The following is a 14287-nucleotide window of genomic DNA, read 5'->3' as shown; positions in this document are numbered from 1 at the left end:
GGCCTTGGCGGGCTGGTGCCGGCGAGCCGGTGTCCCGCGTTCGCCGCACCAGCTTGATGGCGAAGCTCTCGCTGACGGCAAAGTGCTCGGCGGCTGCCCGACAGGAATGGCCTGCCTCGACAAAGTCAGCCACCCGCACCCGAAGATCGAGAGAATAGCAATGACCCATGATCCACCTCCCGTTCCAGGCAGTGAATCACAACTCCAGCCCGCGCAGAAGCCGTAGAGTCCTAGTTCCGGTCCGATGCTCTAGTGTAGATGGTCATCAGCTTGGCCATCTCGGAATTGTAGTCGCGGAGGGTTTCCTCGATCCAGCGGGATTGGATGGTCGTCACATCCGCGAGGTTCTTGCATCCCACCATCGCGCGGGTCGTCTCGGCGTCCTTCTCAAGGCGCATGGACACGAAGCTCATCATCTCGCGCTGACCTTCGGTGGCTGCGGTGAGCCACGTTTCCGTGGCATTTGCCAGGGCGCGGCTGCTATCGCCTGACAAGGCGAATCCGGCACCGCTCCGTAGCGTGTCGGTCGTTCCTGAACTCTTCGACATGGTGGCCATGGATCATCCTCCTCTGGAAGAATTCGTCTTCAGACTGGAAGGGACGCACCGTCCCCTCCCCCGAGCGGCGGATACGAAATCCGCCGTCTGATCCTGATGTCAGTGCCCGCCGAGCACGAGGGTCTGGATAGGATACAGCAGCGCCTGGATTCGCAGAAGCATGGCGTGCACGAGCCCGACAGCATCCACCCCATGAAGAACCAGCCCCTTCAGAGTGCCGACTTGGCCCGAGGCGATCAGGTCGTGGTTGCTGGTATAGGCATTGGCGATGCAGCTGCTCCCAGGCGCAACACCTGCGAGCCCGCCCTCGTAGAGAGGCTCCAGGAACACCAGGATGGTTCCCGGGCGCGTCACTTGCTGTGCATCGACCAGTTGCTCGCCTCCGCGGAACTGGCCAGCGGCGATGTAGTCCTGTATCCCGGTCACCACCATCGGAATGACCGTCCAGGGCTTTGAGGCGCAGGTGACCTCGGCTGCCATGCCGACTTTCATGATCTGCGCCTCGACTTGCGGAAAGCCGGCTTGCAGGCGTCCCTGTCCGGCACCCTCCGGGATCAGGATCCCGGCCGGGCGCATCAGCGGGTTGACAATGTCGCCGACCCGCAGCGTGAACTGCTCGACCCGACCGGCTACGCCGGCCCGAACGATCGTCTTGTCCAGATCCACTTGTGCCTGGGCCAATTCCGCCTCGGCGCTGGCCCTTTGGGCCGGGAGGAGTGCGGATATCTGCATTTCGGCTGCCTGTTTGGCCGCAGTGGCAGCATCAATGGTGCCTTGGCGGCCCTCCACGGCGACTTTGAGTTTCTCGATGTCCCGCGTGGCGACGGCGCCCGGATTGCGCCGAAAGATCTCCTGTTTGGTTTCGAGCTCATCCACCGCCTGCTGATAGGAACTCCTGGCCTCCACGATCTTGCCTTCGGCCTCCAAGATGGCAGCCCGCGCGACCACCATTGCCGCATTGCTCTCGGCGATCTTTCGGCGAGCCGTCTCGGCGGCTGCCTCCTGCTTCGAGCTGTCGAGCCGGAAGATCGGCGCGCCTTGTGTAATCCCGCCGCTCACACCGTCAACATAGACCTCGGCGACACGCCCATTGGTTTCGGGAAGGATTGGAACAGTCCTGAACATTGCCGTCACGTTTGTCGTCGCCGGGTGATTGTAGAAGATCACCGTGATGAGACCCACGGTCAGCATAAGGCAGGCGATGATGCCCCACCGCAACTCGAACCAGACCGAGAAGAGCGTGATCTCCTTGCCGAAGCGCTTGCCCTGGGCGTACCGGCGGTAGAGATAGTCGGGAAGGATCGTCAGCAGCGAACAGAGAAGAAGCTCAAGCATGGGTTCGCTCCTTTGGCATCCGGGGCAGAGGGATGGTCTTCGGCACGTCGGCCGTAGCTTCGTCCGGCACAACGCCAGCACTGGTTTCATCCGGCACCTTCTCGGCGCCTTTGCCAGGGGCGATGCCGGCGATCCTCTCAAGTGATCCCGCGATCCTGCGGAGCGGGGTTCCAAAGTCGGGAATGTCGATCAGGGCGAGCAGTAACCCTGCCACCCAGAAGATGTGCATGTGCGTGAAAAGCGCCAGCAGGCCCAGCACAGCGACAATCTCGAACTGCAATTTATGGCTCTTGTGCGCCATTCGCTCGGGTAGGGTGTGCAGGCGCAGGAACAGGATGCCGAACGCCAGCACGGCGATCACCAGAAACACCGCCATGACGATCATGAGAATGTCGCTCGCACCGGGCTCGGTGATGAACATCGGCAGGTGATGGGGGGCCGCCGGGTGAAGTGACGCAGTCATACCGTCTCTCCCATTAAAGATGCCTGGACACGATCAGTGATCGTCCCCGCACCACGCGTGGCAACCAGTTCAGGCGATATGCCGAGTTCGGCCTCGATGGCAGCCAGCACCTGATCGACGCCCAGAATCGCGAGGGCTACAGCGATGTCGCTGCTCAACCCGGCCTCGACGGCCACCTTGTCCCCAAGCATCCCAACGATGAGCGGCAGAGGATCGGGCTTCTTCGAAACGGAAATGTCCATGGTCTTTTCTCTCCACATTGCGGTCAGTCAGGCAGGTCCGAGCGCGGTTTCAGTTTCACTGGCCCGTCCCCAGTCCTGGAAAAGCGTGTGGGCGACCGCGAGCAGGACGGGGCCGAGGAAAACCCCAACAATCCCGAACGCCAGAAGCCCGCCGAGCACACCCAGAAAGATCAGCACCATCGGCATCCTGACGCCGCGGCTGATAAGATAGGGTCGCAGAATGTTGTCGAGGTTTCCGACGAAGAGGCCGTTCCAAGCCATCACGAACACGGCCCATCCCGTGTGACCGTCAGACATCAGCCACAGGCCTGCGGGCAGCCAAAGCAGCAGCAGGCCCATTGGCACAAGGCTCAGCACCACGCCCAAGGCTCCAAGCACGACCGCGCCGGGAACTCCGGCCAGCCAGAAGCAGAAGCCGAGCAGGATGCCCTGAGCCAAGGCAGTACCGAGGACTCCGTTGACGACGCCCTTGATGGTCGCCCCGGCTGCCTTGAGCACGTGCCGGGCCCGCCAGCCACCCAGGCGGGACATCGCCCAGTCAAGGCGATGATCGACACAGGTCCCGTCGCGGTAGAGGAAGAAAGCCAGGATGATGCCGAAGACGACCTGAAGCGTGCCCGAGAGAAGCGATGCTCCTTGATGCAGTGCCCATTCCCGCACTGGCTCCGCATAGGGTGCGAAAACAGGTCCCAGCCCCACACCCTGCTGGGATACCTGAAGCCACATCCGCTCCGCCTCGTCTCCCATCAGGGGCACACGCCCGAGCCAGCCGGGCGGCGGCAGGCCGCGCTCGATGGCGGAGTGGACCGCAGCATTAAGCCGGACCACGTCATCCGCTAGGTTCGATCCAAGCGCGACGAGCGGGAGCACGAGCAAGCCGGTTATGGCTAGAGTCATGATCAGGGCCGCGACCGTCTGCCGACCTCCCAGCAGTTGCTCCGCCCTCCGGAACAGGGGCCATGTGGAGACACACAGAGTGACGGCAAGAAAGATGGCCGTCAGGAACGGCTTGAGGACGAAGATGCAGCCGACGGCCAGGACCAGAAGCAGGATGAGACCGAGCGCCTTCTCCACATAGGATGCGTCTTGGGAGGCAGCCTCCTCCCAGGAATTCACGGCCTCACGTGGATCCACAGAACGCACGGTTTTCTCCTTTTGGGCTGCCGCTAACACCCGCTGCAAACACTGCGCAGGGTGCGGTTAAGGCGGCGGTCCATCTCGCGGACCTTTCTGTCGGCGTCCGAGCTGCTTTTGCGCGCATCCGCCTGCAGACCAACCTGCTGCTGAACGGGCGACAGAGTCTGCTGTCGAACCTTGGAGCGATCAGGCGAGGATTGCCGATCGGGCACTTGCGCCACAGCGGTTCCAACCACGAGAAGAGTTGAAACTGAAAGAGCGGCAAGTCCGCTCAACGACAAGTAAATGGAAGTCATCAGAACCTCCTGTTGGTCACTGTTCACGCGTTGGCTCAGCGTCATGCCATGATGCTGAGCCCGCCATCGACATAGGTGGTCGTCCCGGTGAGCCGTCGCGCGAACGGAGTCGTAAGATAGGCTGCCGTGAGACCGACGTCCTCGATGTCGACCAACTCCCCGATGGGCGCCCGATCGACCGCCTCAGACAGAAGAACGTCGAAATCCTTGAGGCCGGAGGCCGCCCGCGTCTTCAGCGGACCGGGCGACACGGCGTGCACCCGGATGTGCTTGTCGCCCAGCTCATAGGCGAGGTAGCGCACAGCACTCTCCAGTGCTGCCTTCACCGGACCCATGAGGTTGTAGTTTGGGACGACCTTGTTGGCGCCGTGATAGCTCATCGCCAGAAGCGTTCCGCCATCGCGCATCAACGGCTCGGCGAGCCGCGCCATGCGGATGAAGGAATGGCAGGAGATGTCCATCGCCACCTTGAACGCCTCACTGGAACTGTCGACGAGCCGCCCCTGCAACTCCTCCTTCGGCGCGAACGCGATGGAATGGAGCGCGATGTCGAGGCTGCCCCAGGTCCCGCGGATCTGTTCGAACACAGCCTCAAGCTGGCCGCCCTGCGCGACGTCGCAGGGCACGAAGACCGAGGCACCGAGCTCTCTAGCCAGCGGCTCGACATAGGGCTTTGCCTTCTCGTTGAGATACGTGACCGCGAGATCGGCCCCGAGCTGGCGAAAGATCCGGGCGCAGCCATAGGCAATCGAATCCGCGTTGGCGATGCCGATAACGAGAGCCCGCTTGCCGTGCAGAATCTTCGACTGAATGGCCGTTCGGGTCGGGTCGGTCGCTTGATCGTTCATGGAGTTGCCCTCGTGCGTCGGGTGCCGCCGGAGCGACGGTTGGAACCCTGCTTGACCATCGTTTCTGGGCGAACTTCTGGCGGGTTTTTGACCGACGTCACGGTGATCGGCTCGCCCGTTGCGCCATCTCCATCACCGTCTTCGGCGAGGAGGCGCCGGATCTCGCCCAGTAAGGTGACCTGCTTGTCGTTGGCCTCGATGCGTCTTTCCACGCGGTCGAGCAGATCGAGCAGCCCGCGCCGGTCATCGGGCGTCCGCAGAAGCTTGGGAAGCGCCATGAGCGCCTTCACCGGCTCCAGATCGACGATGTAGGATTGCTCGCGAATGATCCCGCGAGCGGCCTCCATGGACATGTCGAGGAGGCCGATGTCCTTGCCGACGAGGTCCCGTGCCCGCTTCATGGCCGAGAGCCTCCGTCGCCCCGTGCCGGCCTTCATCAACAGGAGCGCCGCCCGGACCATTCCCTTTGTCCGGTCACCGTCCTCGATATGCGTCAGCGCCTCCTTGACCAGCGGAGCATTCCGCATGCCGCTCGGCTCATCCGCGACACCTCCCTCATCCTCCCCGGCCATACCGACGCTGGCCGGGCCGTAGATGCGGAAGAAGGTGTTCTCAACCGACGCATCGCGCAGGTCGCGATATAAGTCCCAGGAGGCGGAGGTGACGGCGGCCATCCAGTGCTCCATTGCCGCCATCGGGCCTTCGTTGTCACGCGGCGCGCGGTTCGCGCGCGTCATGTCGGCCATGCCCTTAAGCGGCCACAGGAAGGGATTGAGATCCGACACCGCCCAGCGTTGCGCCCGCTGCGGATTGAGCGCCCTGGCGGTCTTGGCGGCCGCCGGGGTAACCATCGGGGCCACGAACGGATGCACGAATGACTCGTAGGCGGAAGCGAGGGTCTCCGAAGTCTTCTCGACCACCTTGAACGGCCCCTCGTCCTTGCGACCGTATTTCTGCAGGATCTGGAGGTCCTCGACCCGCCGTTCGGTCAGCAGCACGTCGTAATGCACGCTGCCGTTCGTTTTCGTCTCCTCGAACTGCATGCCATAGAGGCCCGGCGGCAGATGCTCGATGTACTCGATCAGGTCGACAATCTGGGTGTGCTCGCGCTTGGCGACAGCACCCGAGACGAAGATGCCGAGATGGCCGACGCTCTTGTGCATCAGGCCGACGATCACTTGTCCGTTTGCCTTGAGGGCCTCCGTGGTCGGGTAAAGGTCGGCCACCCAGTTGAACGCCTGCTGCGGCGGCGTGATGTTGTCGCCGAGCGACGCGAACAGGATGATCGGCGACTGGATCGCACGCAGGTCGAAGGCGCAGCCCTCGGACCACTCGGCGTCACCGTCCGCGAGGTTGTTACCCACGAACAGGTTCTCGACGATCCACTTGATCTCCTGGCGACCCATCAGGAAGAAGCCGCCCCACCAGCGCTCGAATTCCAGGAAGCGCTCCGGTTCGGTGTCGATCTTGGAAAAGAGGTTGTAGTACTTGTCGAAATACGTGTTGGCGGGATTGAGGGACTCGAAGTTCTCGACGAGGTAGGCGCCATCGAACGTGCCGGCGCCCAGGTCACTGGCCAAGAGCGCTGGCCAGGTGCCGCCGAGCATGCCGCCGGCATAGCGCATCGGGTTCTCGCCATCATTGCCGGCCCAGTACGACATCGGCGCCCCATTGATGACGATGGGACCGACGAGATCCGGTTCAAGGGCGCCGAGGAGCATGGAGGCCCAGCCGCCCTGACAATTGCCAACTACGACCGGCTTGCGCGTCTTTGGATGACGCTCGCCAACGATGCGAAGGAACTCGGCCTCTGCGCGGGACACATCGGCGAGCGTCTGCCCGGGCTCCGGTTCGGGAAAGAAGATTACGCAGTAGACCGGGTGCCCGGCCTTGAGCGCCACCCCGACCTGCGAGTCCTGCTTGAAGCCACCGATGCCGGGACCGTGGCCGGCGCGCGGATCGATGACGACGAAGGGGCGGTTCGCCGGGTCGGTCTTGATGCCATCCGGCGGGGTGATCTGGACGAGGGCATAGTTAGCGGGCCGCTCGAACGTGCGGGCGTCCGCGACCATCTCCCAGTCGAAATCCAGCAGCGGCGGCTTGCCGGCCTTCTCGTGCTCGAGCCAGTTGTTGCCGCGCTGGCGCAGCGTGTCCCAGAACAGGATCGAACGCTGCGTGAAGTCGAGCCAGTAGGCACTGGCATCGCGCCAGAGATCAAGCGGCCCCATCGGGTGGGCAGTCCGTTCCTGCCATGGAGCGCTCGCAGCCTTCACCGCATCAACGTAGCGCTGAACCGCACCTGTGCATCGCTCCTGATAAACTTCGGCGACTTTCACCTGGGCACGGGTGACCTCCGTCAGCCGTGCTTGAACACCATCCTGGCTCCGCTCAGTTCTCGGTTCGACCTGTGCCATTGCACTCGTCCTCACATGGGAGAGCTCCGGAAGGAGTTATTTTTTGGCCTCACCCCATTTGAGGAAGAAGCCGACGTCACCCGGCATTCCGCTTGGCCATTCGATGATCATTGCGCTCAGCCTGAACCCTGCCGGCCTAAGCTGGTTCTGCCAGAGTTCATAGGCTTGGCGCGGGCGTCCGGTGAGGGTTTCCGGCCAGCTCGGATCCGAGTTGTTGATCGCGCGGCCTTGGTCTGTGCACAACGCATTGGGGAAGCGCATCACCATCAGCTCGGTTTGACCGCGTTCAGCCGCCGCCCGCAGCTTCGTCTTCAGCGGCTGCACGATTTCCTTCAGGCGCTCAGGCGTCAGGTCGATGGGTTCAGCCATCCGCTTGATCAGTGCTTCGCGCGCCTGGCCGGCTTTATCCATGCCGTCGACCGACTTCATGGCTTTCGCCGACTGCATTTCCGTCATGTAGGTGCGCAAGTCGGACGCCGACATGAACGTCTCGTCCCCGAGTTCCTGCTGGGCCTTTGACTCTTCCGGTTTCGTCTTCAGCGTTTCCATGGCATCAATCTCCTTGTTCAGGATGCGAGTTTGGCTTGCGTGGACTCAAGGACGCTGCGCGTCTGCCGGGCGATCACCAGTTCCTCGTCGGTTGGAATGACCCACGCCGAGGGTCCGGATCCGGTAGAGATCCGCGGCCCGCCGATGCGATTGGCGCTTTCATCCATGGTGAGCCCGGCCCATGTTAGGCCGGCCATCACCTCGGCGCGGGTCGCCACGTCGTTCTCGCCGATGCCGGCCGTGAAGACGAGCCCATCGATCCCGCCGAGTGCCGCAACAAGGGATCCGATTTCACGCGTGATACGATAGGCGAACAGGTCGATGGCGCGTTTGGCATCGGCGTTCGTCGTCGCTTTCGACCGCAGCATCCGCATGTCGTTCGAAATACCGGATACCCCAAGCAAGCCTGACTTCTTGTAAAGCACGCTCTCGGCTTCCTCCGGGGTAAGCTTCATCTCGCGTAGCATGTAAAAGACGACACCAGCATCAATGGCACCGCAGCGGGTGCCCATTGGCAGGCCATCGAGGGCTGAGAAGCCCATGGTTGTCGCGACGCTGACACCGTCCTTGAGGGCGCACAGGCTTGCGCCGTTCCCAAGATGGGCCACGATCACCCTGCCCTCAGCCAGACGTGGATCGTAGTCTGCGAGCACAGATGCGATGTAGTCGTAGGACAGCCCGTGGAAGCCATAGCGCCGCACGCCGCCCTCCCTCATCTCTCGCGGCAAGGCAAACAGGCTCGCGATGTCAGACTGCGTCTGGTGGAAAGCCGTGTCGAAGCATGCGACTTGTGGCATCCCCGGCAGGCGCCGGCGCATAATCCGGATCGGTTCAAGATTGTGGGGCTGATGAAGCGGCGCGAGCGGTACCAGCGCCTCAAGCGCTTGGACGATGGAGTCATCGACGAGGACCGGACGGGAGAAGGACTGGCCGCCATGAACCACTCTGTGTCCGATAGCCGCAAGCTTGCGTCCCTCCTGATGCTCCCGCAACCAGGAGATCAGGTGTGCAAGCGCCTCCTCATGTCCGAACTCCTCACCGGAATTCCACGACATCTCGTCGAGGTCCGCGCCTCGGGCGTGCCTGATGACGAAATGAGCGGCGCCCCCCAAACCTTCGTAGAGCCCCTTCCAGACCAGCCGCGGCTCGGCATTGTCCAGCATGTCGAAGACCTGGAACTTGAGGCTCGACGATCCTGCGTTGAGAACGATGAGGACGGGGATCATGACTCAGACCTCCGCGATGGCGAAACGGGTGCGCTGCGCGTCGGCTACGAGCGAGGCTACGGCGCAGGAGGCAAGCCGCGTGATCGTCGAGTCGGCCCGGCTGGTGAGGATGATTGGCACCCGGGCGCCGAGCACGATGCCGGCGGCATCCGCGTCGGCCAGGAAGGTCAGGCTCTTGGCGAGCATGTTGCCGGCTTCGAGATCCGGAACGACGAGCACATTGGCTTGCCCGGCGACCGGCGACTGGATCTTCTTGATCGTCGCGGCGCCGAGATCGATGGCGTTGTCGAGGGCCAGCGGGCCATCGAGGATGCCGCCGGTGATCTGCCCGCGGTCGGCCATCTTGCACAAGGCCGCCGCGTCAATGGTCGAAGGCACCCTCGGGTTGACTGTTTCCATCGCCGACAGGATCGCGACACGCACCGGATCAACCCGCAGTGCGCGGGCAAGGTCGATGGCGTTCTGGACGATGTGGACCTTGTCCTCCAAGGTCGGCGCGATGTTCACCGCTGCATCGGTGATGATGAGCGCGGTCTCATGGCCGGGAACGTCCATGACAAAGCAATGGCTGACCCGGCGGGCGGTCCGGAGGCCGCCCTCGCGGCGAACCACAGCGCCCATGAGCTCATCCGTATGCAGGCTGCCCTTCATCAGCGCCTCGGCTTCCCCGGCCTTGACGAGTTCAACCGCCTTGTCGGCCGCCGCATGGCTGTGCGCGGCTTCGACGAGCCGGGCCGTCGACAGGTCCCTGTTGAGGGCGGCGGCAGCGGCTCGGATCTTATCCGGCGGCCCCACCAGGATCGGTTCGATCAGGCCGAGCCCGACCGCCTCGAACACCGCACCCATGGACGCTGCGTCGCAAGGGTGAGCCACAGCTACCTTCAACTTGGGAAGCGCCTGGGCCGTCGCGATGAGCCGGTCGTACTTGTCGTGCCGCCGCTGACCCTGCTGAGACGCACTGGGGGCTGGAATCGCAACCGTCATGATCGTCTCCGCGCTGTGCTCCCAACGGGCGGCCGCAATGGACCGCCAGGACGCCGGATCAGCGAAGGAACTGAGGGATCGTCTCCCATGCCCAGTGTCGCGGCTGTCCGGCTTGTTTGCAGATTTGAGTATGAACCGCCCGGCATCCGCTGCTTGACCCGTTGAGCCAACGCTTTGACAGTTTAGGACTGCAATACGGGAAACGAGCGAGGCCTCTGGATTGCCTACTCTGGGATCGGAGCAGTGGAGCGATCAACCTCGTCATGAGGGCGACCCATGGGTCGCCGTCAGCCACAGGATGGCCGGATCAGAAGCGTTTGTCCGGCCGTCTGGGCGGGCTGCCGGATTCCCGGTCCGCGCGGGGACCAAGCGACTTTCGCAGCCGCACTTTCCGGGCATGGGGATGGCCGGCACGCCACGCCGACGGGGTTTGACCTGACCAGCGTCGGAAGGCCCGCGTGAAGGCGCTCGGCTCGGAGTACTTGAGGGCCGCTGCAACCTGACTGAGCGCCATGTCGGTGTTCTGCAGCAACTGGCATGCGATCTCGAAGCGGACCTCGTTCGCCACCTGCCGGAACGCGAGCCCCTCGGTGCGCAGGTGCCGGGTCAGCGTGCGGCGGTGCATGGAAAAGAGACCAGCGACCGTGGCGGCGGAACAGGTGTCCCTGAGCAGTTCAATTCGAAGCAGACGGCTCAGATCCTCCGTGAGCGAGCCGCATCCACCTGATGCCAGCTCGTCTGCCCTGCGGGTGGATGGCATCTCCATCGCTCCTTCCCCCCTTACTGATAAGCCTGCCGCCGAACCGACCCAATCTTATCCGCTCCTGATCCGCCTGCTTGACCACTTTGGACTTTCTCTTGACAGTTCGGCATGCCCGACTATGCGCCTTCCTCGGGCGGGGCTCCCTTGACGAGCTTGAGAGCCTGCCGGGCAGCCGCCGCCGGTTCGGCCTCGTCGCTGCCTGCCACCTGGACGGTCGGGATGGCAAACCGGATGCCGTTCTCGTCGAAGGCCTTCTTGATCAGTGCCAGGGCCCGGCGGCGAATGACGAACTGCTCGCCTGGCTTGGTCATCATCTTGAGGCGGATCTGGATACCGTAATCGCCGAACTGCTCGACGCCCTGCATCTTGAGCGGCTCGATGATGTGGGGCGCGAAATCGGGATCCTCTGCCAGATCCTTGCCGATCTGCTTGATCAGCTTCTTCGCCTTGTCGAAGTCGGAGTCGTAGGACACGCCGACGGTCAGCTTGTCGATCACCCAGTCGCGGCTCATGTTCTCTACCGCCCCGAGCTGCCCATATGGCACGGTGAAGACCGGGCCGCGATGATGCCGCAGCTTCACGGAGCGGAAGCCGAGCGACTCCACCGAGCCCTTGTAGCTGCCGCTCTGAATGTACTCGCCAACGCGGAAGGCGTCGTCGAGCAGGTAGAAGATGCCGCTGATGATATCCTTGACCAGCGTCTGCGACCCGAAGCCGATGGCGACGCCGAAAATGCCGGCACCAGCGATCAGAGGGCCGATCTCAACCCCCAACGACGAGAGCGCCATCAGCACGGCAACCGTGGCCAGCACAATGAACACCGCCATCCGCAGCATCGGCAGGAGGGTTCGGATCCGCGCATGACGCAGGGCCTCCTCGCTGCCGGGAGGGGCAGCGGCCTGGAGGTTGGTGAGACGCCGGTCGATCTGCGTCTTCACCACCTGCCAGAGGAGATCGGCCACCAGCAGGATGACGATGCTGCTGAGCGCGCCCCTCACCAGCCGAGTCACGACCGTGTCGCGGCTCGTCATCGCGCCCGGATCGATCCCCCACACCCAGGCGAGAAACGCGGCGGCGGCGACCATCAGAAGAACCCGCACACCCCGGTCTACGAAAACAGCCCAGAGTTCATGCCCCTGCGTGGCCTCTGCGCCCTCGGGAGGCCGCAGCAGGTGACGGGCGGACTCTTTGGTGAGCTTCACGGCCTGGGGCAGCACGACCGCCACGACCAGCAGCCAGAACAGGCCCATCAGGCCCGCAATCCACAAGCTCCAGAGCAGGACGAGGTAAAGCGAAAGCGGCCACGGCCCTAGGGCATAGTGCCGATGCCGCCGTTCCGGCGCCACCGACACAACCGCGGGATGGGCCGGCCATCTCCAGACGGCCTCGACCGCAATGGCCAACAGGCCGATCCCCAGGACGTAGGCGACCAGCCTGCGTCCCTCCGCCGAGAACCCGAGGATGCGCACGAGTTCGACGGTCGCCCAGCCAAACACAAACCAGCCGATGAAAAGCACCATGCGGCGGTACCAGAACCGCGCCGCCTCATTGCTCATGGGGATGACACGAATGGCTTCAGGATCAAGGCCTTCCACTGGCCGGGGAGAGAGCAGGATCCGCTCACCCAGAACAGCAAGGCGCAGCAGGAGCGCCGCGAACAGGTAGGCGAGCACGATTTGCCTGAGCCGGGGCGGCCAATCGAAGACGAGGAACGCGCCAATGCTGCCCAAGGCGAAGATCGCCACATGCGCCAAGCCGAACGCCAGACGCATGCCGATCATCCGGACACGCTCATGCGCTGCCACCACCGGTCGGGAGATGATCCGGCCGCGTGTGGATGCCGTGGTCCTGCGGAAGATCCACTCGGCTCCGGCGCCGAGGCCGAGAAAGCCAAGCACGAGGGCAATGACATCGAGGAGGGATCGGCTCTGAAGCTCCTGCGACAACAGGCCAGAAGCCCGCCGAAACTCCTGCGGCAGACGGGGCAGCGCCGCCGCCAGCGAGCCAAGATGCGCCCGCAACGCCTCGACGCGCACGGCGAGCATCTCGGAATTCATGGCCGGTGGCTGTTGTGGCGTGTCGTCGCCCGGGGACGCCGCTGGCGGTTTCTGCTGGTCGATCCATGTCCGCGTGGCAGGGTCATCCAGGAGCCGCAAAAGCTCCTGGACCTGGGGTGGAGGAGCGGCCGGAGGCGAGGCGGTCTGGGCGCAGGCAGGACCGATGCCGACAAGGGCCAGGCACAGCAGCCCGAATAGGGTGCTGGCGAGACCAGGAATCGCCTTGCCGTCAGATCTTCCCACGCACCGCTCCAGTCAATCTGCCTACGGACAGCGGTAGACGATCTGGCCGTAGGAGTTCACGACCTGCTGGCATCCCGGATTGGCGTAGTAGTATGTCCCGGCTGCTGCGGCGGCTCCTGCCGCCGTTCCATACGCCACGGCCCGGCGGGTGGTCCGCCGCGCCACGCCGGCATAGCTCATGGGCGTAGCGGGGCGGCCCACCCTCGCCTCCGCTTGGCTGACGAACGAGCCGGACGGAAGGGGCCCGTCACCGCTCCAGAGCATGGCCGCACCGCCGGCCACAAGCGCGAGCGCAGCGCGACGCTTGTATGTGAGAGTGTTCATTTGGCACCTCCAGGAACGACACCGGCCGGAATGTCATCGATGTCGTTGAGCATGGTGATCGCAACACCGCTGGAACCTTCCGGCGGCTTGAACGCGAAGGCATCCGCCGTCGGGCTTACGCCGGTCTTCCACTCCCTGAGCCGCAGCGTGTACTGGGGTGCGGCGCCCACTGCCTTGCTGGTGATGACGTATTTGCGCGGCACCGGTCGCTCGCCGACCTCGACCCAGATCTGCCAGTCGGTGTCGAGGTTGCGGAAGGCGAGGTGCTCGCATTCGACGCCCTCCACGACGCCGCGGCCAATGTGCTTCGCCTCCAGCACCCCGGCCATCAGTTCCTCGTAGGGCTTCGACAGCAGGAGATCGGCGCCTGGGATTTCGAGCGGCGCCTCGGTCCGGAGGCGGTCGACGACCTCGTCGAAAGTGCCGGCAGCGGGCACCTGGGCGAACCGGTTGCCGCCCCGATCATGGATCGTCACGGTGGAACCGTCCGAGACCAGTTCGACCTCGGCGTAGCCGCCCGTCCGGCTGACACGGAACTTGTTCGGGCGGCCCATGGTGACCTCGCCCGAAGCGCTGAACTGGATCTTCTCGACAGCCGGGGTCACCACCTCGACATCGGCATCATACTTCAGGGACAGGTTCTCCTGGCGGCCGACGTAGTCGGACATAGCTTTCAGAATGCTCTGAGCAGCACCGTCCTCCGCCAATGCGGCAGGCGCAGGTGCGACCGTGATCGCAACACCTGCGAGAAGACCCAAGGCGGATTTCGTGAGTGCCCAACCAGGGCGCAAACAGATCCTTTGGTTCATTGTGCGATCCTCCCTGACAAACCCACGGGGGCACAACCGC

16 protein-coding genes are annotated in these 14287 nt (G+C 63.9%); all 16 read right to left on the bottom strand.

Annotated elements, in window-relative coordinates; genetic code table 11:
• Positions 1–169, bottom strand: a 169-nt coding sequence (locus IC232_RS18110; RefSeq protein WP_190846381.1) for an IS630 transposase-related protein, incomplete at its 3' end; no start/stop codon positions are given.
• Positions 170–230: 61 nt separating this feature from the next.
• Complete coding sequence (locus IC232_RS18105; RefSeq protein ID WP_190846380.1) at positions 231–557, bottom strand: phasin family protein; 327 nt, start codon at positions 555–557, stop codon at positions 231–233.
• Positions 558–656: 99 nt separating this feature from the next.
• The gene (locus tag IC232_RS18100; protein WP_190846379.1) at positions 657–1892 is read right to left on the bottom strand and encodes an HlyD family secretion protein; all 1236 of its coding nucleotides are present in this window, start codon (positions 1890–1892) and stop codon (positions 657–659) included.
• Positions 1885–2355 (bottom strand): hypothetical protein, encoded by a 471-nt coding sequence (locus IC232_RS18095; protein ID WP_190846378.1) that lies wholly within the window; start codon positions 2353–2355, stop codon positions 1885–1887. The genes IC232_RS18100 and IC232_RS18095 overlap by 8 nt, the downstream gene beginning before the upstream one ends.
• Positions 2352–2597: a hypothetical protein gene (locus tag IC232_RS18090; protein WP_190846377.1), complete on the bottom strand. Its 246-nt coding sequence runs from the start codon at positions 2595–2597 to the stop codon at positions 2352–2354. The genes IC232_RS18095 and IC232_RS18090 overlap by 4 nt, the downstream gene beginning before the upstream one ends.
• 27 nt (positions 2598–2624) lie before the next feature.
• Positions 2625–3740 carry an AI-2E family transporter gene (locus tag IC232_RS18085; RefSeq protein WP_190846376.1) on the bottom strand — a complete coding sequence of 372 codons (1116 nt, stop codon included), beginning with the start codon at positions 3738–3740 and terminating at the stop codon, positions 2625–2627.
• A 23-nt stretch (positions 3741–3763) separates the two neighbouring features.
• Positions 3764–4030 carry a hypothetical protein gene (locus tag IC232_RS18080; RefSeq protein WP_190846375.1) on the bottom strand — a complete coding sequence of 89 codons (267 nt, stop codon included), beginning with the start codon at positions 4028–4030 and terminating at the stop codon, positions 3764–3766.
• A gap of 41 nt (positions 4031–4071) precedes the next feature.
• Complete coding sequence (fabI, locus tag IC232_RS18075; protein ID WP_190846374.1) at positions 4072–4878, bottom strand: enoyl-ACP reductase FabI; 807 nt, start codon at positions 4876–4878, stop codon at positions 4072–4074.
• Entirely contained in the window at positions 4875–7292 is a 2418-nt protein-coding gene (locus tag IC232_RS18070; protein WP_190846373.1) for a DUF3141 domain-containing protein, read from the bottom strand. Before IC232_RS18070 ends, fabI begins: the two co-directional genes overlap by 4 nt.
• Positions 7293–7328: 36 nt before the next feature.
• The gene (locus IC232_RS18065; protein ID WP_190846372.1) at positions 7329–7841 is read right to left on the bottom strand and encodes a hypothetical protein; all 513 of its coding nucleotides are present in this window, start codon (positions 7839–7841) and stop codon (positions 7329–7331) included.
• Between the two features lie 17 nt (positions 7842–7858).
• Positions 7859–9067 (bottom strand): acetate/propionate family kinase, encoded by a 1209-nt coding sequence (locus IC232_RS18060; RefSeq protein WP_190846371.1) that lies wholly within the window; start codon positions 9065–9067, stop codon positions 7859–7861.
• A 3-nt stretch (positions 9068–9070) separates the two neighbouring features.
• The gene (locus IC232_RS18055; protein ID WP_190846370.1) at positions 9071–10051 is read right to left on the bottom strand and encodes a phosphate acetyltransferase; all 981 of its coding nucleotides are present in this window, start codon (positions 10049–10051) and stop codon (positions 9071–9073) included.
• A 307-nt stretch (positions 10052–10358) separates the two neighbouring features.
• On the bottom strand, positions 10359–10811 hold the full coding sequence (locus IC232_RS18050) for a helix-turn-helix domain-containing protein (protein WP_246812273.1): 453 nt from the start codon (positions 10809–10811) through the stop codon (positions 10359–10361).
• Positions 10812–10930: 119 nt separating this feature from the next.
• Positions 10931–13114 carry a mechanosensitive ion channel family protein gene (locus IC232_RS18045; RefSeq protein ID WP_312895191.1) on the bottom strand — a complete coding sequence of 728 codons (2184 nt, stop codon included), beginning with the start codon at positions 13112–13114 and terminating at the stop codon, positions 10931–10933.
• 21 nt (positions 13115–13135) lie between these two features.
• Positions 13136–13438 carry a hypothetical protein gene (locus IC232_RS18040; RefSeq protein ID WP_190846368.1) on the bottom strand — a complete coding sequence of 101 codons (303 nt, stop codon included), beginning with the start codon at positions 13436–13438 and terminating at the stop codon, positions 13136–13138.
• The gene (locus IC232_RS18035; RefSeq protein WP_246812272.1) at positions 13435–14196 is read right to left on the bottom strand and encodes a DUF2092 domain-containing protein; all 762 of its coding nucleotides are present in this window, start codon (positions 14194–14196) and stop codon (positions 13435–13437) included. The genes IC232_RS18040 and IC232_RS18035 overlap by 4 nt, the downstream gene beginning before the upstream one ends.
• Positions 14197–14287 lie beyond the last annotated feature (91 nt).

Source organism: Microvirga sp., from assembly GCF_014699075.1.
Lineage (GTDB): Bacteria > Pseudomonadota > Alphaproteobacteria > Rhizobiales > Beijerinckiaceae > Microvirga.
This window is presented reverse-complemented; position numbering and strand designations above follow the sequence as displayed.